The sequence below is a fragment of the Methanosarcina sp. DH2 genome (assembly GCF_020804225.1).
Lineage (GTDB): Archaea > Halobacteriota > Methanosarcinia > Methanosarcinales > Methanosarcinaceae > Methanosarcina.
In genome coordinates, this window is the sequence record NZ_WJBI01000017.1 from 1 (window position 1) to 20,368 (window position 20,368).

The following is a 20,368-nucleotide window of genomic DNA, read 5'->3' on the forward strand; positions in this document are numbered from 1 at the left end:
CGCTCCCTGGCTGTGAACCCGCCTATAATCCTGGCAGATGAGCCAACAGGAAACCTGGACACCAAGACCGGAGATTATATTCTGGAATTTCTGGATGGACTGCATGAAAAGGAAGGAAAGACGATTATCATCGTAACTCATGACCTGGAGCTGGTAAAATATGCAACAAGAGTTGTGTACATAAGAGACGGTGAGATCGAAAAAATCGAGGAGCACAAGAAAAACGAAAAGGTGGAATAAAAATGAAGAAATTCTCTTTACTAACATTAATACTGCTGGTTTCAGCATTCATATGCCTAGGGGCTGGAACAGCCCTTGGCGCATCAAACGGAAACATAAATTCCGCATCCGTGCAGGTAAACCTGACCAACCAGAACCCTGATGCTGCCCGGCCCGGAGAAGCCGTAGAGCTTACATTCAGCGTGCAGAATGTAGGAAAAAATGACCTGAAAGATATCACTGTTTCAGTTGAACCTGAGTACCCTTTCTCAAAGCTTTCAGGGGAATCCCTTGAAAAATCGATGTCTTACCTGAATGCACGGCAGGAAGATGATGATGCAGGCGTCCTGAAGTTCAAGCTGCTGACCGATTCCAATGCTTCCGAAGGCACGTATAAAATGAAAGTCACAACCACTTCAAAAAGCGGATCAGGTTCCTCTTCAAGCACGATGACCACTACAAACACCATATATCTCGATGTAAGAGGCAAAGAATACGCCCAGATTGTGACCATAGATAAAGCAAACATTGACCTTGCAAAAGAAGAGCCTCTTAAATTTATAATCACAAACACCGGAAACTCCCCTCTGAAAAACATGGTCATCTCCTGGGAAGACCCCGAAGGCGTAATTTTACCTGTTTATTCGGACAATACAAAGTATATCAAATACCTGTCAGCCGGAGACTCTATAGACATTATTTACTCGGTAATGGCGGATGTGAATGCTGATCCGGGACTCTATACTCTGAATTTAACCCTCAGTTATGAAGACTTTGAGTCCAATGAAAAAATAATCAAAACCACAGCAGGGCTTTTCGTAGGTGGAGAAACAGATTTTGATGTATCTTTCTCGGAAAGTGATGCAGGAGAGATCTCTCTCTCAGTTGCAAATGTCGGCAACAACATTGCATATTCCGTGAAAGTATCGGTTCCGAAACAGGATAATTTCAAGGTAACAGGAAGCTCTTCAAGTATCGTTGGAAACCTTGAGAAAGGAGACTACACAATCGCTTCCTTTAATGTCGCAAGTACACAGGCTGCTGGCGAGAGTGGAAAATCAGGATCCGGTACAGCAAAAACCAGTTCAGGAGACAATGTGCCCCCCGCATCTGGAGCCACCTCTCCATTGAAAGTTCAGATTGAATATACGGATGCGAAAGGAGAAAGAATCACGGTTGATAGAGATGTCGAAATCGAGATGACTTCAGCCGCAATGGCCACTGGAGGCAGGCCCGGAGCAGATAGCAACAACCAGGGTTCCTACCTGCCCTACCTCGTAGTAATAATAGTCGCAGGAGCAGGTGTTTTCATGTACCGCAGGAAAAAACAGTCCGGAAACGGAAAACAGTCCGGAGACAAAAAGCCTGAAGAACAGAAATACAGCCTTAAGACGCCCAGAGACTGAAAAATCAACATCCTTAGGGAACGGAAGGATGCAAAATGAGAAATTCAACCTACCTGAAAATGGGCCTGAACATGCTTGTACACAGCAAGCTCCGGAGCTGGCTGACCATTATCGGGATAGTTATAGGAGTCGGATCTGTAATTGGCATTGTCTCTTTAGGGGATGCCATGCAGGCAGACATACAGAGCAGGCTTGCGGAGATGGACCTTACAAAAATAACCATATCTCCAGGATATACTAAAGCATCATCCAGCATGCGTGGTCCTTCCTGGATGGCAGGGGATGTATCGACAGACTCCGAATTGACAGATGATGATATTGATGCCCTTAAGGGTCTGGACGGTATACAATACATAACCGGTCAGATTTCCGGTAGTGAAGAGGCAAAATATGCAGGAGAAACCGCAACCCTCTCAATTACGGGTGTGGATCCCCAGGTCTGGAAATATACGACGACACTTAAGACGCAATCCGGGAGATTGCTTGAACCAGCTGATAAGTATGTCGCAGTCATAGGAAGCGACATTGCCAGTGGAATTTATGACCGGAATATAGGAATTAACCAGGTAATAACAATCAACGGTAAAGCAGTCAGAGTTGTTGGAATTTTGGAAGAAAAAGGGGCAGGGGATGACTCAAAAATCTACATGCCAATAGATGGGGCAGTAGAACTTATTGATGACGCAGAAAAAGATGTTTATGATAGCATCACTGTGAAAGCCAGGAGTGAGGATCTTGTGAACGGACTTATGGAAGATATCGAGGACAAGCTCATGGTTTCAAGACACATTATCCGGGAGGATGACAGGGACTTTTCCGTGACAGCTTCAAAATCCATGGCAGAATCAGTTACCGAAATGACAAGTTCGATGACCCTCTTCCTTGGAGCTATCGCAGCCGTCTCCCTGCTGGTAGGGTCCGTGGGTATTGCTAACACTATGTTTACCTCTGTCCTTGAAAAAACAAAGGAAATAGGGACTATGAAAGCCATTGGCGCTAAAAACAGGGATATCCTCATGATTTTCCTTTTTAACTCCGCAATGGTAGGCCTTGTTGGCGGTGTTCTTGGAGTTATTCTGGGATGGATTGTTTCAGCTGGTCTCCAATCTATGATGGGAAGTGATATGACTTCAGGAGGCGTAAGCCCTTACCTGATGATTGAAGGGCTTGCCCTGGCAATTCTGATAGGTGTGATTTCGGGAATGGTACCTGCGTACAGGGCCTCGAAGTTAAAGCCAGTAGATGCATTAAGATATGAATGAATTAGGAAGGAATCACCCTTCCTTAGTTTCCTGCTTAAGCGGAAAAGGGAAAGTAGGGAAAAGCGAGTCTGATTTATTTGGCCGTTTTTTTAAAAAGAACAGGAGTCTACGCGGATGTAAAACCCTTAATTTATACAATTTTTCTCCCGAACATCACTGCAAACTGATAGTACTTATATATACAGCTGACATCACGAAAACCTGTTTCTTTAAGCCAGTCCAGCTGTTGATCTAATTTTGAATCCTTATCAAGCTTGGTTCTTTCATAACCAGCCAGTATTTCTTCTTCAGGCAAGCCGCTGCCTTCGACATACAGTCTCCAGGTTGTTTTATTTAAATTTTCTATGAAAGGAGTTTCTCCATGTACCTGATCGGCGTTAATAAAAATTCCGTTCTCTTTAAGTATGGAGTAACTTTTTTTGTAGAGATCTCTTTTGTCTTCATCCTCCAGGTGATGGATAGATAGGGCTGAGATTACCATATCATATTTTTCCACGAAATCATATTTTGAATAGTCTGCTGCAATGTACTTTACATTTGAGTTATTTTTGAATCTGTCTTTTGCCATATCCAGCATCTTTTCCGAGATGTCAATAAGCGTGAATGATGCCTCTGGATATCTTTTCATCATAAACGACGATAATAGTCCTGTTCCGGCACCTATGTCCAGTATATCTGGATTTTCCTTATTTACTGATGCCACGGATACAGTTGTTCCATAAAAATCATTGAAACAGGGTATGAATTTCTTCCTCTGTTCATCATACTTTTTTGAGATAGCATCAAACTTTCTTTGAATTTCACTCATGTTTTCCTCCAGGTCTTTGCACCAGGGAAGGGCGCTTCCTTTCCTTCTTACTGCATATGCGTTTGTTCTGCAATATAATTAATTCATTTTGGCCTGTTACCGTATCTAATATTCGTTTTTAATCTCTCTAAACCAGTTTAGGTGGATTTCTACAAAGCTCAATAAATAATTTATTTATATTTTGCGGCACTGTTAGAGTCATGTATAATGAAGATAAAGCAGCAGCCAGCGATGATAAGAGCCGTGAATTTGGCGTATTGGGGGATGTCCTGAGAGAACTACAAAGGGAAGAAATGGAACATACCGAGACTTGCCAGGTAGAAATTTCAGAGACCAGCATAACAAAAGAAATGCTTGAGTTAATAACAGAAATCAACACAACGTTAAAAGAGATCGCGGAAACTCAGAAGAAGATACTGGAAGAGGTTCAAAAGAACAAGACCGAATAAACCTTCTATTCACACCTTTTTTTCAATTATGGTTTATGTATAGTCGTGCTGGTGACCGCTTTAGTGTTTAATCGTATACTCTATCGCACATTGATTATCACTACCAAAGCTGATTGACCCATCATTTTTACTCTTCAATTCTAGTTTAAAATTTTTGGGAGTGGGGAATCTGAAAGAGGTTTATATCCAACTTAGAAAGATCCGTACATACGACTGTTCTCCACAACCCATTTAATATAATACTAAAGTTGTATTTATACTTCACTTCTGAAAATGAAAAAAGAATTACCTTTCATTATGTCGATTGATTCTATCAATCCTGGCTCCTAAAGGACAGAAAAGATCATAAAAGGTCGGGATTATGCAGGGCGAAAGAAATGATTTGCTTTACATGATAACCGTTTTTTGCTCATGTTCTCCTCCTGAGTTTCACCCAATGTATTATTCTTTCAATTTCATCGGTTCTCCGCAGCAGTCCATATCACCAGCACAGCCCATAGAGCAGCGTTCATCCCCACACTCATTTGTTACTTTAAGTTCGAGCCCGCATCTCTCACAGACAAGAATTTGACCCTGCTTCAAGTTGGTGCAATTCATTACATATCCTCCTCGATATTACTTGACAGGAAAAATATGTAATTTAGGTTAAAATTGCTTTTGAAACAATAGTTCTGAATATTAGTCTACGAACCTGTATTGGTTTGCGAAAGAAGAAACTCGAATCTTTCAGTTACTGTCTTCAAAGTTTTTTCTTGCAGCACAGCTTTCAAGTGACGCATGGGCGACGGCTTTTGCAACCGCAGGCACTACATGCTTATCGAGGGGGTCCGGGATGATATGGTCTTCGGAAAGCTCGCCTGCGGTCACAACATTTGCAAGCGCACAGGCTGCTGCCATCTCCATCTCTGGTGTTATCTTTCTTGCACAGGTGCCAAGAGCCCCTTTGAAGACACCAGGGAAACTCAGGCAATTGTTGAGTTGGTTTGGAAAGTCTGACCTGCCAGTAGCAACAATTCTCGCACCCGCTCTCTTTGCAGCTTCAGGCATGATTTCAGGGACAGGGTTTGCCATTGCCATTACAACTGCGTCTTTTGCCATCGAGAGGACCATATCCTCGGTTACGATTCCTCCTACTGAGACTCCTATAAAGAGGTCAGCTCCGGGTAAGGCTTCTTTGAGGCCGCCTTTTAACTTCTTAGGGTTCGTAAGCCTGGCAATTTCCTCTTTTACTGGATTCATGCCACTTTCCCGTCCTTCATATACAATCCCCTGGCTGTCGCAGGTAAGGATTTTTGCAGGGTTTGCTCCTGCCCGGATCAGAAACCTTATAATTGCAACTCCTGCAGCCCCAAGCCCTGAGATGACTATTTTTAGCTCTCTCAGTTCTTTTTTTACGATTTTAAGGGCATTCAGGAGCCCTGCAAATACTACAATGGCCGTCCCGTGCTGGTCGTCATGGATAACAGGAAGGTCAAGCTCTTCCCGCAGCCTCGCCTCGATTTCAAAACAGCGGGGTGCACTGATATCTTCAAGGTTGATGCCTCCGAAAACCGGAGCCAGGTTTTTTACTGCTTTTATAATCTCTTCAGTGTCCTGTGTGTCCAGGCAGATAGGAAAAGCGTCTATGCCGGCAAATTCTTTGAAGATAATCGCCTTTCCTTCCATAACCGGCAGAGCCGCATAAGGTCCTATGTTCCCAAGCCCGAGTACAGCTGAGCCGTCAGTTACGACAGCAACTGTATTTTTCTTAAGGGTGTAAAGGTAAACAAGGTTAGGGTTTTCACTAATTCTCCGGCACGGTTCGGCAACTCCGGGTGTATAGGCAACGCTGAGGTCGTGGATTGTACGGAGGCGAACCTTGCTTGCAACCTCAAGTACACCCCCAAGCCTCCTGTGCATTGCAAGCGACTCCTGATACAGTGAATCGTGCGTGCCATCATCTTTTTCGGTACCCTTTTCAAAGGCCTTTTGGGAATCTGCCTTAAAGTCCGAATCCGCCTCAAAGCCTTTATCAATATTTTCTTTCAGATCTCTTTCCGAGCCTGAAACCGAACGAATGTCTTTTATTCCGAAAACCCCCTTTGACAAGGCAAATCCTGTGTCCGAAGAGAGAAATCTCCGGAAAAGATGCCTGTAAGAGATATAACGTTATACAGTGATTTATAACGTTATACAATGATTTATAACGTTATACAGTGATTTATAATGCTACATAGTGATTTGCAGAAATAATAGATAAACCCGATGGGGTAAAATGAACCCGGACTAAAGAATGCGGGTTCGGGTTGCAATTAAGAAATATCAAAATTAAGAGGGAATTTTACTTCCACGTTTTCTCAATTTGCATGCCTGTTTTCCAGAAAGAAATATACCACTTAAAGAGAATTACCCTGTATGCAGATTAAAGGAATTGCCCGCGATACTCTTGATTTTATTCTTGAAGCTAGCAGGTCAATGGCTCCGGAAGAGTTTGCCGGGCTTTTGCAGGAGAAGGATGGCATAATCACTGAGGTGCTTATTCTTCCAGGCACCGAATCAAGTGATTCAAGCGCGGTTCTCAGGCTTTACATGATGCCGAATGTAAAAGCTGCAGGTTCGGTCCACAGTCACCCCGGACCCAATCGTAGTCCTTCAGAAGCCGACTTACACCTTTTTTCGAAAACCGGAAACTGCCATATCATAGTTGGCCGTCCCTACAACAGGCAGAGCTGGACCTGCTATGACAGGGGAGGGAATATTAGAGAGCTTCCTGTCCTTGACATAGAATTCGAAGAAGACGAGGAAATTTAATAAAACAAAAAACGATGTGACTGTTTCTCCCTGCAGCATAAAGTTCTGTTCCAGGCATCCAGCGAATGTTCAGGCAACGTCCAGGCTAATATCTCAATCTCGTTCTCTTTAGTAACCTTAAAATCTCGTTCTCTTTAGTAACCTTAAAATCTCGTTCTCTTTAGTAACCTTAACTGTTTTTTTCATTATTATGCCTTAAAAAGTGGCATTTTTCTTCGGACCTGCCTGCTGCCTGCCTTATCCCCTACCAAAAACATTTTATTTACAGATACACATTATTTATGGGATACACCCTGAACTTCATTTAAAATGAAGCAGCTTTAACTTCAAGGTTGTATCCGGGAAACATATCTGGGACTCAAGAACCAGATAGCCTTCACGTATCTGGAGGTAGTAATCCTAATGCCTACATGCCAAGACTGCAGATTTTATACGGCTATTGATGAGCTAAAAGGCGAATGTTTCAGCCTCGGATTTGAAGTACGCGGGAAAACCGATTCCAAGAAGTGCCCGGAGCGGGCTTTCAGGCCAAATAAAGGTCCCAAATCGAAAAACGCCGGAGCGGCAAGGTATTAAAAATGAACCGCGGATTGGGGACGAAAAAAGCTCTATTAAACGAGGTTGAAGTGTAAAAATACATTGATCAAGCCTCCAGCTGGACAAAAAACCGGAAAGCGCAAAAAATCTGTTTCTGCTTGCCGGAATCAAACGGATTTCAGGTTAAGTCCTATTCAACATTTTCTTTTTATATCTCCTTTTTTACCTTTACGTTTCTCTCTATACCGATATCTGTTATTATCCCTTTATCTTGAAGCCTTCAGTTTTCAGCCGTTTTGTTCTTTCTTATCTGTTCTGTTTTGTTCTTTCTCATCTGTTCTGTTTTGTTCTTTCTCATCTAACCATGTACTTTCGCCATCTCTTTTATCCCAATTTATAGGAATTGCGAATGCAAAGGTGCTCCCCTCACCGGGACTGCTTCTGAACCAGATATATCCTCCATGAAGATTAACAATCTGCTTAACCAGTGAAAGTCCAAGCCCCGTTCCCTGGGACGTTTTTGAGGAAAATGGATCAACCTGGCTGAACGGCTTGAAGAGTTTGTGCTGGTCCTCAGCTTTTATCCCGATTCCATTGTCCTTAACCGTTATTTCTACCAGGTCTCCTTTCTTTCTTGCTTCTATCTTTACAGGGCTATTTTCCTGGGAGAATTTTATAGCGTTATCCATAAGATTGTACATTACCTGAACAAACCTGGCTTCGTCTGCAAGGATGCTGGTAAGATTGCTATCTACATAGATTTCAATTTTGATGTTTTTCCGGTCTGCAATTGGAGATAGAAGATTCTTTATCATGTTTAGCTTATTAACAAGTTCAAACTCTTTATATTCAAGCTCCAGTTTTCCGGCCTCTACTTTAGAAAGATCCAGAATGTCATTAATCAGATTAAGAAGATGCTTTCCACTCCTTGAAATATTGCCGGTATACTTTAGCTGTTTTTCATTCAACTCCCCAAAGGCTTGTTCATGCAAAAGATCTGAGAATCCTATTATTGAGTTAAGTGGAGTTCTCAGCTCATGACTCATATTTGCAAGGAACTCGCTCTTGGTACGGTTCGCAATTTCTGCAATTTGTTTTTCCTGAAGAAGTTTCTCTATTGCTTTCTTTCCTGTAATATCCGTGCAGGTTTCCAGAACGCCTATGATCCTGCCATTATCATCAGTTACCGGGATTGCCTGGACAAACCAGGAGTTGCCATCCTCTGAAGTAAATTCCCCTGACTTTTGATTTCCTTTCAGAAAGATCTCTTCAAGCTTCAGGTTTTCAACCAGGGGGCTGCTTATGTCCGAAATATCTTTAAGGCGTATTCCCATTGCTTTTTCAAGGTCCATATGCATATATTCAAGAGCAGCTTTGTTTGCCCAGGTAATTTTAAGCTGAGGATTTACGAAAATAACCAGTTCGTTTAAAGAATCAAGAAGGACTTTCTTTTCCCTCTCCTGGGCCTTTAACTCCTGTTCTGCCAGCTCGATTTCATTCAGCATCCCGTTTATTTCCTTTGAGAGACGATAGAGTTCATCGTCATCTTTTAAAGTCAATCTTTTAGAAAGATCTTTTTCCGATCTGATTCTTGTAACGAAATTATCAATCTCACCAAGTCTCGAAACGAAGAGACTGTCAAGTAAAACTTTAACTCCAACCCCTGTCACAAGCCCGGTTAGCACAAGGAAAAAATACATATAATTCAGAGCTTTTTCGCCGTTCAAATACAGATCTCTGGGGAAATCGGCTCTCATAATAATTGCAGGCTGGCCTGACACGTCCATTAACTCAAAATAACCTGTTATCTTCTCTTCACTGAAGGGTTCGACAAGAGCCCTATCCGGAGACCCGGAAAAATTTTGAAATTTTGCTTGAAAATCGGAAGGAATATCTTCATCAATCCTGTACATAGAAATTGAAGAACGGGTAGTTTCTCTGAATTTTTCCAGAAGAGCACTGTCTAAATACCTCCCGAAAATTAAAGTTCCTTTCACAGGCCCTTCATATTTTGTCGTAAGGATCGGATGGCAGGAGATAAACATAGGGTTTTCATCAAGCAAAACATAGCCGCTTATAACATTATCTTCTGACTTTATGGAAAGAACCCCGCTTTCTATCATTTCAATAAGCTCTTCAGGGACCGGTTTTTCCTCACCTGTGTTAATGTCTACCGATTTTGTATAGACAAGCGAGCCTGTATCATCCACAAAAAGCATAACATTTACTTTGAGTCCGGCAAGAGTCTGGTTCTGAAGGTTTACGTTTATATATGAGCTCATCCCAAAACAAGGTTTACTCTAAAATCAATAAGAATCTCAGAACTGTTTTCCGTGATCAAAAACACGATTGATTATTCAAAATTCGCAGTTTAGAGGAGTAGTTCTGAGTTTTGGGATCGGCTCTATCCCTGATTCCTGTCCTCGATAAAACGGTAAGTATCGTCCCAGCATGCCCAGTCCTGGACCATATTATCAAGATAACTCTGTTCGGTCGAAACTACATTCTGTACTTTTTTTACATTCTTCAATGTATCAGCCTGTTCGAGCTCCAAAAAGTTTGAAAGCTGCATATTATAGGTAAATGTAAAAGTAGCAGTCAGAACGACAAAAATTAGAATTGTTATTATAAAAACTTTTTTACTAATATCTATTCCGAACACCCCACAGGCTATGAAGAAAATAGATAATCGAAAGCTAAAAAGCAATTATTATAACATTAAAAAGGAAAGATAAGTATATAAGACTGAGTCGACATTGGAAATAAATTTGTAGTAAAGTAACACTTGTTCTTCTGATCTCACCCTTCAATTATATCTAAAAAATTAATATGAACTTAAATAGTAATTAATAAAAATATAATTATATTGCATGCAAAATTGACACATCTTTTTCATAATAAGGCTTGGGTCCCTGATTTTATATTTATTCAGGGCCCTGGATGTTAAAAGCAGTTCTAAGTATATCCCTGTCCATACCTGTGAGATGGTAATTCTCAGTATCTAATTCACCGAAGTGGCTAATTGATCACTGATCGGCAGTTATTTATTGGGCTCCAGATGTAACCTCAAGGACTTCCTGAGCGATCTGGATTAGCCTGAACCAGGTGTTCAGGGCAGAGCGCAGGGAAACAACATCTTCAGCTTCAACCATGAGTACAAGGCAGTCTGCACCTTCAAGAGACAGTCCTATCCTTGACCTTTCAGAGAAGTTGTCATTAAGTTCTGGAAGGACAGCCTGATAGATCTTTTCGGCAGTTTCGATTTCAAATGTAAACTCTGCGGAAAGTTTCAAAGAATTCCTCCTGAGAAGGATCTTACCTTAAAAGTTTTAAACTGACTAGTTTTAAACTGACTAGTTTTAAACTGACTAGTTTTAAACTGACTCCAGATCATGATTTTAATTTAAAATATCTGTTCTGAAAACTTAACTTTAGGATCCAGTCCTGATAAATTGATTTTAAGATTTACTCTGAAAATAGCCTGATACTCCTGAATAACCTGAAATTCTAAAAATCTGAAATTTCAGAATCTTCTGAAAAATGGGTTATTTGGTCAGTACTTTTTAAAACCTTTGACGGTAAGCTTAAAAAGAGACTTCCCGCTGCCCATGAAATCAATCTCTTTTTCTTCTGCCACCATCAATGTGGAACGGGGAGGAAGCTGATCAACCTTATCACTTTCTACCCTGTTAAAATGGAAAAAAGACTCAAGTGCGTCCGCAATCTCTCCCTGGCCTGCAAGCACCGGTTCAACATCTGGAAACCAGTAAGAATTGATTTCCTCAGAATACCAGTCCGAAAACCTGAGGGAAAAAAGAAGCTTCCCCGCATCGTCATAAAAGCTGAGTTCCCCAGGGTTTCCGTGGTACTCTCCTGCTACTATGAGAGGCCCGCCCTCTGCAAACTCCAGAAGTTCCTGCATGCCCATCTTGCCGCGGGAAATGCTCCTGCCGGCAATAAAGCGTGAAAGAAGCTTGCAAAGCGTCCGGGTCTTTGCAGAAGGTTTGCGAGAAGAAGTAACTAACATACTTCTTACTCGGCCTTGATGCGTTTGATGGTTGTAGGACGCTCTTTTACCAGGATCCGGTGTCCGCAATACGGGCACCTTATGCCTGTGTACTCGTAGTCAATTTCCACTTTCTGTTTACATCGAGTGCACTTGTAACCCATACAACCTCACATTCCTGAAAATTGTTAATTTACTTTGCCTCAGCAATGTTCTTCATGGTGCGCAGCAGGGTCTGACCAACGCTTGTGTAGGGGATATAGGTCCCACCAGCGAAGGTGTGTCCGCACTTGCTGCATTTCCAGATCCCGGTCCCGAGCCTTCCTACTGTCGGGCGGGCACATTTGGTGCATACATGCGGAGCTCGCATGCGTTCTTCCAGGTCTGCGACAAGCTTTCTGTCTTTTCTCCCGTACCTGGGACCAAACCTGCCTGCAGATCTGGAAATTCTTCCTTTCTTAGTGAATTTTTTTGCCATCGTTAAAACTCCTTAAATGTAAATGTTAAGCCAGAAGTGATAGAGCCCCGCCCTGAACCAATCTATGAGCTGGTTGGACCTGAGACCCGGGTTCTTCTACCATCTTAAGACGTGCACTTAGACCGTAATACTGGCATTTAATATTTATATTTAATTAATCCTGCCTGATTTATTCGCTTTTTGCAAGCCCTTCAAGGTAGAGCTCGCGAATTTCGGTTGCCTTTTCAATTGCCAGGTCTATTGCCTCGAATAGCTCTGCCTCGGTAAGCGGGGCAGGACCCATCTTCTGCATGCCTGCAACAGACCCGTCCGAACTGGAAACGATGGTCAGTTTTGTTTCGCAAACTGCCTCCTCGTCAAGGGAGGGATCAACCATCAGTTTTGAGCCTATCTTGGCTAGGGTTATGCCGACAGGCATCTCTTTCATTGCAAGGGGCACATTCTCGCCCAGTCCCTGCTGTTCGTTCGGGACAACTGTGGTCATGAGGGCTGCGATCGCAGCAAGACAGGATGCATCAATGATATTTCCGTCATCGTTCAGGATATGGATATCTATAAAGACAATCCATACTGATTCTCCAACCGTTATGCAAAGCTTCTTTATATCAATTGCGCCTGATTCTCGGATCCCTCTGTCAACAACCCTTGCCATTTCGATTGCTTCTTCTCTTGGAGGCCCGGGCTCAAATTCTGGAGAAGCTATAGGGTTAAGTTCAAGGTTGGTGATAATCACGCCTTCATCCTGGGAGTCTGGAAATGGAGTTCCGGTCTGGAGCTTCACACCTACAAGAACCTGAGTGTTCCCAAGGGTGACTTTTGCAGAACCTTCAGCTTTGGAAATCACGTTTGTTTCGAGCTTGAGATCCCTGAACTCTTTAAATCCGCGCCCATCCTGGCGCTTTTCTTTGACCATCAGGCTGTAAATATAGTCCTTCTTAAGTGTAGCTATGATTTCACTCATCTTTTTCACCTCTGGTTCCGGCTTCAGAGGGGTCTTTTACTACCTTCCAGGGACCTTCGGACTTTTCTTCTTCAGGCTCTTCTGCCTCCGCCTCTTCAGTGGAAACTTCTGTAGTTTCAGCCTCGGATTCGGCCTCTCTTTCAGGCTCAATAGCTTCTTCTGAGGCAGTGGTTTCCTCAACTTCGGCTTCTTCCTCAACTTCGACTTCTTCCTCAACTTCGGCTTCTTCCTCAGAAGAGGTCTCTTCTTCGGAAGGTTCCTCAGTTTCAGATCCAAGTTCTATTTCTTCTTCGGCTTCTCTGGAAGCAGTTTCTTTCTCGAGCCTGGCTTCAATTTCTTCGAACTCTTTTAGTTCGGGAGTACCTTCAAAAGAGGCTTCAAACTCGGCTTCCTCTTCAAGAGCTTCCTCTTCAAATTCCTCTTCTTCGAGTTCTTCTCCTAAATCTTCCTCTAAATCTTCCTCTAAATCTTCTTCGGATTCAGCCTCAAATTCAGCCTCTTCTTCAAGAGCTTCCTCTTCAAATTCCTCTTCTTCTGCTTCGAATTCTTCCTCGGTTTCGAACTCTTCTTCAATATCTTCCTCGAGCTCAATATCTTCCTCGAGCTCTTCTTCGAAGTCAGGTACTACTTCACTGGAAAGGATATCCGCTTCAGATGGTTCTTCCGAGATCTCTGCTCCTAATTCTTCAGCTTCCTCAAAAGCCTCTTCAACTACTACTTCCGGAGCAAGTTCGGAGGCAGGTACGGCCTCTTCTTTTCCGCCTTCCTTTTCAGCTCCTGTGGCTACTTCCGGGATCTCATCAACAGGTGTCTCAAACTTCTTTCTAAGAACTGCCTGCTGGATTTCAAGGATTTCCTTGCAGCCTTTCTTTACCAGTTCCATACCTTTCTTAATCTCTTCTGGAGTAAGGTGCCCGTCCATCTGGACAAGAGTAATTTCCCCGTCCTGGGTCATTGCTACAGGGAAGTCAGCTTCTCCGTAGTTGTCCTCTTCCTTGTTGAGGTCAAGTACAATCTGTCCGTCAACTTTTCCGAAAGCACAGGAGGTGATGAGCCCTTTCATAGGAATGCCGGCGTCTGCAAGAGCTATGCTCGAGGCATTAATTGCTGCTGTCCTTGTCCCTGCATCGGCCTGAAGCACTTCTACAAAGATATCAATTGCTGTCTTCGGAAACATCTCGGCCATAATTACAGGTTCGAAAGCTTCCCTGGAAACCTTTGAGATTTCGATGCTCCGCCTGCTGGGTCCCGGACGGGCACGGTCTTCCACGGAGAATGATGCCATATTATATCTGTAACGGATAACTGCCGAGTCTGCGCGCTGGCTGCGGCGAGGATGAGCTTCCCTGGGGCCGAAAACGCCTACAAGGATCTTATTCCTGCCCCATTCAAGATAACATGAACCGTCGGCTCGCGAAAGTACGCCGATCTCAATTTTCATGGGCCTTATCTCATCCGCACGCCTCCCATCAAGGCGCAGCCCATCGTCAGCGATTAATTTTTCAGGTTTATCACTCATACTTTAATCTCCAAACAACTCCTAAACCAAAATATTCTAGAGAAGCTTACCTAAAATCCTCTTGACTTTATCCGGAATTCAATTCTTCGGGTCCAGCAGTACATCGATCTTTCTGTATATATCTTCGGAATGATCTTCCTTTGATGTGCTCGCACCTTTCTTCTCATTTCTAAAAAATTTAACGGGCTTGGACTCTTTCTCTTTCATCCGTTCATTTTTCAAAAAATTGTAGATCCGGTCTGTCAATCCGGAACGCTGGGCTTCGACTTCGATTTTCCGGAGAGCCTTGCTCAAAAGCTCTATATCCTCGTCCTTTCCATCAATCCATATTCTGCCGTTCTGGCCTACGAATATGCTGCAGTTTGTCTCTTTCTTCAGCATGGAAATCATGGAACCGCCGTGTCCTATTACACGGGGGACTTTTACAGGCTCAACTTCAACAATCTGGCCTGTTTTGAGTTTATGAAGGCTCGGGTCCCTCAGGGCAAGCTCGATTTTCATGGAGCTGTCTACATCTCTTACCCTGAGAATTGCAGAGTCACCTACGTTCAGGATTTCAGGCATTTCCCGGGATTCGACTCTTCTAGGATACTCGGATACATGGAGCAGACCATCATAAGGACCTGCAATATCCAGTATCCAGTTGGATGGAGTAACCACAATAACGATCCCTATCACCACATCATTCACCGAGGGGATATACGCTCCCGCAAGTGGGATCACTCCAACTTTATCCTCTTTGAGGTTTTCAATACCACAAAGCGAAGAATAGATCTTATCGTTCTTGATATACGTCCCGTATCCGGCTTTTTTCATGCTCTCGGATAACAGGTCACCAGGGATCACTATTTTTTTATCCATCCAACATCCTCTTATAAAAGTTTAGTTTGAGCCTCTCCCTTCGTTAGATGATTTATAAGAGCGTAAAAATCAGTCTGGACTCCCGCAGGAATCCTCACTACTGCAACCCAGGAGCCGTCACGCTGCCATTCTTCCTTTGTAATGCTTCCGGCTCTGGAAATATCTCCGTATGCTTTGGGGGCATATTCGGGAGGGATTTTTACAGCAATACTAATTTCTTCAAAGCGTATCGGGATAAGCGGGCGAATGGCTTTCATCGTAATGGTTACCAGCTGATCTACGCTTTTTAAAGGGTCTATATGCACCTTTGCCTCTTCCATCGCTCTTTCTATCCTTGCGGGAGGATGGGGTGCTCTAGTCTGAGGGTTTATAGCATTTCTGGAAATGGTATAGATAACCTTTTTCTTTTTCTCTTCAAGCATTCGTTTTCTCTGATCAGCGGTGAGTTGAAGCTCTCCGCTCTTCAGGATCACGGCAGCAATTTCAAAGGGGTCGGTTGTCTCAAAAGAGTTGATTATATCGGACTCTGCTGCCCGATCCCCTTTGTTTGCATCTTCGAAGATAGTTTCAACTGCCAGAATGTCTTCGAGGTTTACTTCCTCTCCTCGCTTGTAGGCCAGAGCCCCTTCGGGCTCGACCAGGACTTCGAAATGTTTGCTGCCTCTTTTAAGCCGGGCAGTCACTGCCTCGTCCAGGGACACCATTTTCGAATACCTTCTCTAAAATGTAAGTTTGAGAATCTGAAATTCTCTGCTTACTCATTCTTTAAATATTTATAGGTTTTATTCTTTGTTTTCAGTTCCCTTGTGTTTCTCAAGGATCTGCTGAACGTAGTTCCCAACTTCTTCAGGTTCCAGTTTTCTGAATTTCTTGTCCAGAAGGGATACAACACCTACTTCAAGGGTTCCGGCATCGAATTTGCCTTCAGCTGCTTTATAAAGTGCATCCATCCCGAGGAGGATAGCAGCTTCAATATTCATATCTTCCCTGTAGTCTGCCTCAAAAACCTCAACAACTGCATTTCTGCCTGCACCTATGGCTGTTGCCTTATACTCAAGAAGAGCGCCGCTTGGGTCGGTCTCAAAGAGCCTTGGCTTTTTGTCGTCCACGCCGGCAATCAGGAGTGCAGTTCCGTACGGGCGAACTCCACCGTACTGAGTGTAGGTCTGCTTGTGGTCACAGATTTTCTTGGAGATTACCTCCACACCTATGAGTTCGTCATAAGAAACCCTGTTTACCTGGGCTTCTACACGGGCCCTGTCAACAAGGGCGCGGGCGTCTGCCACAAGCCCTGAGGTTGCGGCTCCTATGTGGTCATCAATCTGGAATATTTTTTCGATTGATTCGGCTTCCACAAGTCTGCTCGTTATTCGCTTGTCGACCAGCAGCACTACCCCATCGGCTGCCTTGATTCCTACGGCTGTTGTTCCCCTTTTGACCGCTTCGCGGGCATACTCTACCTGGAAAAGTCTTCCGTCAGGGCTGAAAACCGTAATTGCCCTGTCATAACCCATCTGTGGTGCCATCTGCATATTCCGTATCTCCTTGCCTTTATTTATGTTCCATATGTTTTAATTTTCCCGGCCAGAAACCGGTCATTTTTTCCCTAAGGATTTCAAATCCGCAGAATCGTCTGCTAAACCACCGCATGCCCAAAAAAGGCTTTGGTCAGTAAGAGCTATAAACCTGTGCGGATATCCCGAAAATTCAGGAGCTTAAAGTCCCAGACCCAGTGTTCAGGTAAGGAAACCGACTTTTGATTCCCTATAAGGTATTTCTTCCTTATTAGAGTTTTTAGCCTTTTACGCGGGACTTTCAATCCTGAACCGATTTTTTCGGACGAAACCAGCGGAAAATACCCGGTTACCGGGAGTTTAAAGGCACTTTTACCCTGTACAGTACATTCTTCAGGCGCAACCCGAATTCACGCACTTCAATTAATTTTTTAACAGGGTTTGAAGGTCCATTCCAATGTTAACTATGTCCGTTAATAAAGTGTATTTACTCAGTTATAATGCTTATGAGAGCCCGGGCTTTCCGGCGTTTAAAGCCAGATCTGAAACCTGCAGGGAAGAATTTATTTTCCTGCATGCTCCACACCCGGAACTCAGGGATACCCCCGATTCAGACCCTTTACCACTCATACGTAAATTGCCAGGAGTCCCGGCAAAGCTGCTCTCTTGTCGATCAGTTCTGCCAGTCAGTATTATACTTTGTTACACTAATACTCATTCAGTATAGTATATATTAGACAGCTTATTCGACAATTGCTGCATCTTTCAACCCTTAGGAATTCGAGCCTGAAACTTTTACTTAAGCATTCGCTTCTTGTGCAAGCACTCGCTTAATAATGGCTGATTGTACCTGCAGATTTCTGTAACTGCTAGGCAGATATCCGGGTTTTACTTCATATAAATAAGACCGGATATAAACGAGACTACATATAAACCCTATGAGCCGGTGTATGTCTGTTGTATGTATAAAGGATACAGGATACCTGTGCTAAAGAACAGGGTATCTGTGCTCCAGGGTACTGTGTTTAAATTTGCAGGATGCCTGTTTTGCCTGCTTACTTGCCAGGGAGACTTTCTCAACTTTTAAGGCGGATAACGCACATCCGCTTCCGGATAAACGCTCCGATTAAGTTTTCCCGCATATACCAGAGAGTCAGCATCAAATAAACCAGCATGGTGGTTTGCGGTAATAGCCGGGATTCTGAAAACCCTAGGCTCACCCCTGATTTTTCCGTACCGCAGATAAGCTTTCCAGAATTTTTACTTTAGCTATTCTTTAGCTATTTACAAGTCTCATTCCAGTTTTTAGGAACTTAACTCAAGATTTAACTCCAGCTTTCACCCTGTAGAAACTTTTCCGTAGCTCGTTTAACAGTGCCTGAAGATCCCAGCACATGAATAGTCGCTCTTTTTCCGTTGATCCGGGTCACAGTGGCCAGTGATGCTCTTGTTTCTTTAACCTTCGTATGAGAGCACTGGATAATTCCTTTTCCGTTTTCAAATCCCAGAACTTTAATATCACAGTCGCTGGTCGTAACATCTCCGAGCAGTGAGGAAGCAGATGAAATGACTTCTTTAACAATGTCACTTCTGCTCACAGGCTCTTCTGAGATCAGCTCAAAAGCGAGATAGCGCTTTTTAGCGCGGAGTGAAGGTAGCAGGCGTTTCAAAAGAGGTCCTCTCCCTCAAGCACTTCGATACCTTCCCTTATATATCCCGGACCAAGGCGATTCTTCTGGAGAATTCTTTCAGGAACAGTGCTTATTGCATTAAGAGCCTCATCTTCTTCAAGCCCGCAAACCTCAGCAAGGGCAATAGTTTCCATGGGGGATCGCAGGTCAAAACAGGACACGGCATCACTGCAAAGTACAAGGGAAACCTCGTATTTTCTCGCAAGCTCAAGGTTTGCTTTGAGGTCGGACAGCAGGCGAATGCGCCTGAAACCCCGGAAATGAAGAAGAGGTCTCAGGGTAATACCTATTGCAACTCCGTTTTCTGCAGCTGCTTTTGCCAGAACCTGGTTTAGCCCGCTGCTCCTGTCAAAAGCCGGGTGGTTCAGGATGTCTACCCTGGGATTTTCGAGCGCAGCTCTGTTGACTGCTTCAGACCCTCCGTGTACAATCAGGACATCCATTGAGTTCCTGAATTTGCCTATCAAGCTGTTCAGTTTTGAGGGGTTTTCCTCCACAAGCTCAATCCCCTGAAAGACCTCAAAACCCTCTATTGAAGGCAGTACTGGCTTTTTATCAGGGAGTTTATCGGAATGGTTAGCAAGGGCAATCCCGCTGTATCCAAGATGCCGGGCAAAGGAGGCAAGTTCCGGAGCAGTATTATCTCCATCCGGAGCTGCATGAACGCAAAAATCATAAAATTTAGGTTTACCCAAATAACTCCTCCACTATGGCTCCGGCTTTTTCCCTGTTCTTCGGATAGGTCTCGATCTTGACCTTTGCAATAATAGCGTCAGAAGAGTTAGTCAGTTTTACCTGCTGCAGGTATGCAGCCTGTTTGTCGAAGCGGAGGTGAAAAACCGTATCATCGTCCAGCCTCTCAGGCATTTCTTTCCTGAGCATACCCATATCTTCTTCCGAAAAGTTTTCCCGGACAAAACGGGCAAATTTCAGGCATTCTGCCTTCTTTTTAAGCTGCACGCTAAGGATAGTAATTGGATTTCCATGGTGCCCTTCGGCCTGAAGCTCTTCTATAAGCTTACTCCCTTCCTTTACGCCGGCACCGGATAAAAAAAAGTCCAGAGCCTCTCGGACTCTGGATACGTCTTCGGTTGCGTGGGCGATCACACGCATTGTTATGTGATGAATCACTTGCCTCGACTCTGATGCGCACGGATGCTCGGCCTGGTCTTTTCAGTTCCCTTGCCGCGTGTGGTCATGCCTCTGCCCTTCCTGCCAGCGCTGGTTTTGCCTCTGGTAGCTCTACCCCTGATGGACGCGTCGCAGACCCAGTTCAGGTTCTTGTCGCTCTTTATTACAGGGTGGTGAGGGTCTACAAGGATGACTTCAAACCACTTGTGCTTTCCATCTTCTCCTACCCAGTAGGAGTTCAGGACTTCAAGATTCGGGTATTTGCGATCTGCACGGGCTTCGGCGATCCTCTGGATGCTCATTCCGCCTGAGATCTTATTCGTCCCCATTTTCTGGGTTCTTCTTCCACGTTTGGGCCTTATTTTACCAAGCCCACCGCGGCGCACGTTTACTCTGACAACTATAATGCCCTGCTTGGCTTTGTATCCAAGGGAGCGTGCCCTATCGATTCTTGTGGGCCTTTCAATTCTGGTCACAGAGCCCTGCTTTCTCCAGACCTGCATGCGCTCCCAGCGGAGCTCGTTCACGTAAGTCTCATCAGGGTTTTTCCATGCATCACGTATATATCCGTAAAAAGATTTTGACAATTTAAACACCAAGTTTCACTTATGTTTCATGGTTCAGCCCTGCCTGCAGGACCACATTCCAACGGGATCTAATCCCGAAAATGAAACATGCGATACAACTGAATCATTTGATTTAAAGCTTTGCCCTTAAGAAAGCTTTTTAGAAACAA

At 43.9% G+C, this 20,368-nt stretch carries 24 protein-coding genes and 1 pseudogene; 6 read left to right on the forward strand and 19 right to left on the reverse strand.

Annotated features, from left to right (window positions below):
• From FXV91_RS16095 to FXV91_RS16105, 3 genes and pseudogenes are all read left to right on the forward strand, one after another.
• Positions 1–240: pseudogene (locus FXV91_RS16095) on the forward strand (ABC transporter ATP-binding protein); the annotation flags it as partial.
• 2 nt (positions 241–242) lie between these two features.
• Positions 243–1,625, forward strand: coding sequence for a COG1361 S-layer family protein (locus tag FXV91_RS16100; RefSeq protein ID WP_229391700.1), 1,383 nt, complete (start codon positions 243–245; stop codon positions 1,623–1,625).
• Positions 1,626–1,660: 35 nt separating this feature from the next.
• On the forward strand, positions 1,661–2,887 hold the full coding sequence (locus tag FXV91_RS16105) for an ABC transporter permease (RefSeq protein ID WP_229391701.1): 1,227 nt from the start codon (positions 1,661–1,663) through the stop codon (positions 2,885–2,887).
• A gap of 130 nt (positions 2,888–3,017) precedes the next feature.
• Here FXV91_RS16105 and FXV91_RS16110 read toward each other — a convergent pair whose 3' ends face one another.
• On the reverse strand, positions 3,018–3,695 hold the full coding sequence (locus FXV91_RS16110) for a class I SAM-dependent methyltransferase (RefSeq protein WP_229391702.1): 678 nt from the start codon (positions 3,693–3,695) through the stop codon (positions 3,018–3,020).
• Between the two features lie 200 nt (positions 3,696–3,895).
• On the opposite strand from FXV91_RS16110, the gene FXV91_RS16115 reads away from it, so the two are divergent.
• Positions 3,896–4,144 (forward strand): hypothetical protein, encoded by a 249-nt coding sequence (locus tag FXV91_RS16115; RefSeq protein WP_229391703.1) that lies wholly within the window; start codon positions 3,896–3,898, stop codon positions 4,142–4,144.
• A gap of 441 nt (positions 4,145–4,585) precedes the next feature.
• Here the strand turns inward: FXV91_RS16115 and FXV91_RS16120 are convergent, their stop codons facing one another.
• Both FXV91_RS16120 and FXV91_RS16125 read right to left on the reverse strand, forming a co-directional pair.
• On the reverse strand, positions 4,586–4,741 hold the full coding sequence (locus tag FXV91_RS16120) for a hypothetical protein (protein WP_229391704.1): 156 nt from the start codon (positions 4,739–4,741) through the stop codon (positions 4,586–4,588).
• 129 nt (positions 4,742–4,870) lie between these two features.
• The gene (locus FXV91_RS16125) at positions 4,871–6,043 is read right to left on the reverse strand and encodes an NADP-dependent malic enzyme (RefSeq protein WP_345945533.1); all 1,173 of its coding nucleotides are present in this window, start codon (positions 6,041–6,043) and stop codon (positions 4,871–4,873) included.
• A gap of 495 nt (positions 6,044–6,538) precedes the next feature.
• Here FXV91_RS16125 and FXV91_RS16130 point away from each other — a divergent pair, with 495 nt between their 5' ends.
• The gene (locus tag FXV91_RS16130; protein WP_229391706.1) at positions 6,539–6,934 is read left to right on the forward strand and encodes a Mov34/MPN/PAD-1 family protein; all 396 of its coding nucleotides are present in this window, start codon (positions 6,539–6,541) and stop codon (positions 6,932–6,934) included.
• Between the two features lie 402 nt (positions 6,935–7,336).
• Positions 7,337–7,510, forward strand: a complete 174-nt coding sequence (locus tag FXV91_RS16135) for a hypothetical protein (RefSeq protein ID WP_229391707.1) — start codon at positions 7,337–7,339, stop codon at positions 7,508–7,510.
• 248 nt (positions 7,511–7,758) lie between these two features.
• Here FXV91_RS16135 and FXV91_RS19980 read toward each other — a convergent pair whose 3' ends face one another.
• The 16 genes from FXV91_RS19980 to FXV91_RS16210 all read right to left on the reverse strand — a co-directional run bounded on the left by FXV91_RS19980 (position 7,759) and on the right by FXV91_RS16210 (position 20,219).
• Positions 7,759–9,753, reverse strand: a complete 1,995-nt coding sequence (locus FXV91_RS19980; protein WP_255680667.1) for an ATP-binding protein — start codon at positions 9,751–9,753, stop codon at positions 7,759–7,761.
• 122 nt (positions 9,754–9,875) lie between these two features.
• Entirely contained in the window at positions 9,876–10,043 is a 168-nt protein-coding gene (locus FXV91_RS19985) for a CHASE4 domain-containing protein (RefSeq protein ID WP_255680668.1), read from the reverse strand.
• Between the two features lie 472 nt (positions 10,044–10,515).
• Positions 10,516–10,764 carry a KEOPS complex subunit Pcc1 gene (locus FXV91_RS16150; protein WP_229391708.1) on the reverse strand — a complete coding sequence of 83 codons (249 nt, stop codon included), beginning with the start codon at positions 10,762–10,764 and terminating at the stop codon, positions 10,516–10,518.
• Between the two features lie 260 nt (positions 10,765–11,024).
• Positions 11,025–11,498 (reverse strand): rRNA maturation protein, encoded by a 474-nt coding sequence (locus tag FXV91_RS16155; protein WP_229391709.1) that lies wholly within the window; start codon positions 11,496–11,498, stop codon positions 11,025–11,027.
• Between the two features lie 5 nt (positions 11,499–11,503).
• Positions 11,504–11,641 carry a DNA-directed RNA polymerase subunit P gene (locus FXV91_RS16160; RefSeq protein WP_011021777.1) on the reverse strand — a complete coding sequence of 46 codons (138 nt, stop codon included), beginning with the start codon at positions 11,639–11,641 and terminating at the stop codon, positions 11,504–11,506.
• A 29-nt stretch (positions 11,642–11,670) separates the two neighbouring features.
• Complete coding sequence (locus FXV91_RS16165) at positions 11,671–11,955, reverse strand: 50S ribosomal protein L37ae (RefSeq protein ID WP_229391710.1); 285 nt, start codon at positions 11,953–11,955, stop codon at positions 11,671–11,673.
• 169 nt (positions 11,956–12,124) lie between these two features.
• On the reverse strand, positions 12,125–12,925 hold the full coding sequence (gene rrp42, locus FXV91_RS16170) for an exosome complex protein Rrp42 (protein WP_229391711.1): 801 nt from the start codon (positions 12,923–12,925) through the stop codon (positions 12,125–12,127).
• Positions 12,909–14,435, reverse strand: a complete 1,527-nt coding sequence (rrp41, locus tag FXV91_RS16175) for an exosome complex exonuclease Rrp41 (protein WP_229391712.1) — start codon at positions 14,433–14,435, stop codon at positions 12,909–12,911. The genes rrp42 and rrp41 overlap by 17 nt, the downstream gene beginning before the upstream one ends.
• A gap of 78 nt (positions 14,436–14,513) precedes the next feature.
• Positions 14,514–15,296 (reverse strand): exosome complex RNA-binding protein Rrp4, encoded by a 783-nt coding sequence (gene rrp4 / locus FXV91_RS16180; RefSeq protein ID WP_229391713.1) that lies wholly within the window; start codon positions 15,294–15,296, stop codon positions 14,514–14,516.
• An 11-nt stretch (positions 15,297–15,307) separates the two neighbouring features.
• Positions 15,308–16,000 (reverse strand): ribosome assembly factor SBDS, encoded by a 693-nt coding sequence (locus tag FXV91_RS16185; protein ID WP_229391714.1) that lies wholly within the window; start codon positions 15,998–16,000, stop codon positions 15,308–15,310.
• A gap of 78 nt (positions 16,001–16,078) precedes the next feature.
• On the reverse strand, positions 16,079–16,828 hold the full coding sequence (gene psmA / locus FXV91_RS16190) for an archaeal proteasome endopeptidase complex subunit alpha (RefSeq protein ID WP_229391715.1): 750 nt from the start codon (positions 16,826–16,828) through the stop codon (positions 16,079–16,081).
• A gap of 486 nt (positions 16,829–17,314) precedes the next feature.
• Positions 17,315–17,440 (reverse strand): hypothetical protein, encoded by a 126-nt coding sequence (locus FXV91_RS19990; RefSeq protein WP_255680670.1) that lies wholly within the window; start codon positions 17,438–17,440, stop codon positions 17,315–17,317.
• 695 nt (positions 17,441–18,135) lie between these two features.
• Positions 18,136–18,480 carry an Rpp14/Pop5 family protein gene (locus tag FXV91_RS16195; RefSeq protein ID WP_229391716.1) on the reverse strand — a complete coding sequence of 115 codons (345 nt, stop codon included), beginning with the start codon at positions 18,478–18,480 and terminating at the stop codon, positions 18,136–18,138.
• Positions 18,477–19,196, reverse strand: a complete 720-nt coding sequence (locus FXV91_RS16200; protein ID WP_229391717.1) for a ribonuclease P protein component 3 — start codon at positions 19,194–19,196, stop codon at positions 18,477–18,479. The genes FXV91_RS16195 and FXV91_RS16200 overlap by 4 nt, the downstream gene beginning before the upstream one ends.
• Complete coding sequence (locus FXV91_RS16205; RefSeq protein ID WP_229391718.1) at positions 19,189–19,632, reverse strand: RNA-binding protein; 444 nt, start codon at positions 19,630–19,632, stop codon at positions 19,189–19,191. Before FXV91_RS16205 ends, FXV91_RS16200 begins: the two co-directional genes overlap by 8 nt.
• Entirely contained in the window at positions 19,629–20,219 is a 591-nt protein-coding gene (locus FXV91_RS16210) for a 50S ribosomal protein L15e (RefSeq protein ID WP_229391719.1), read from the reverse strand. Before FXV91_RS16210 ends, FXV91_RS16205 begins: the two co-directional genes overlap by 4 nt.
• Positions 20,220–20,368 lie beyond the last annotated feature (149 nt).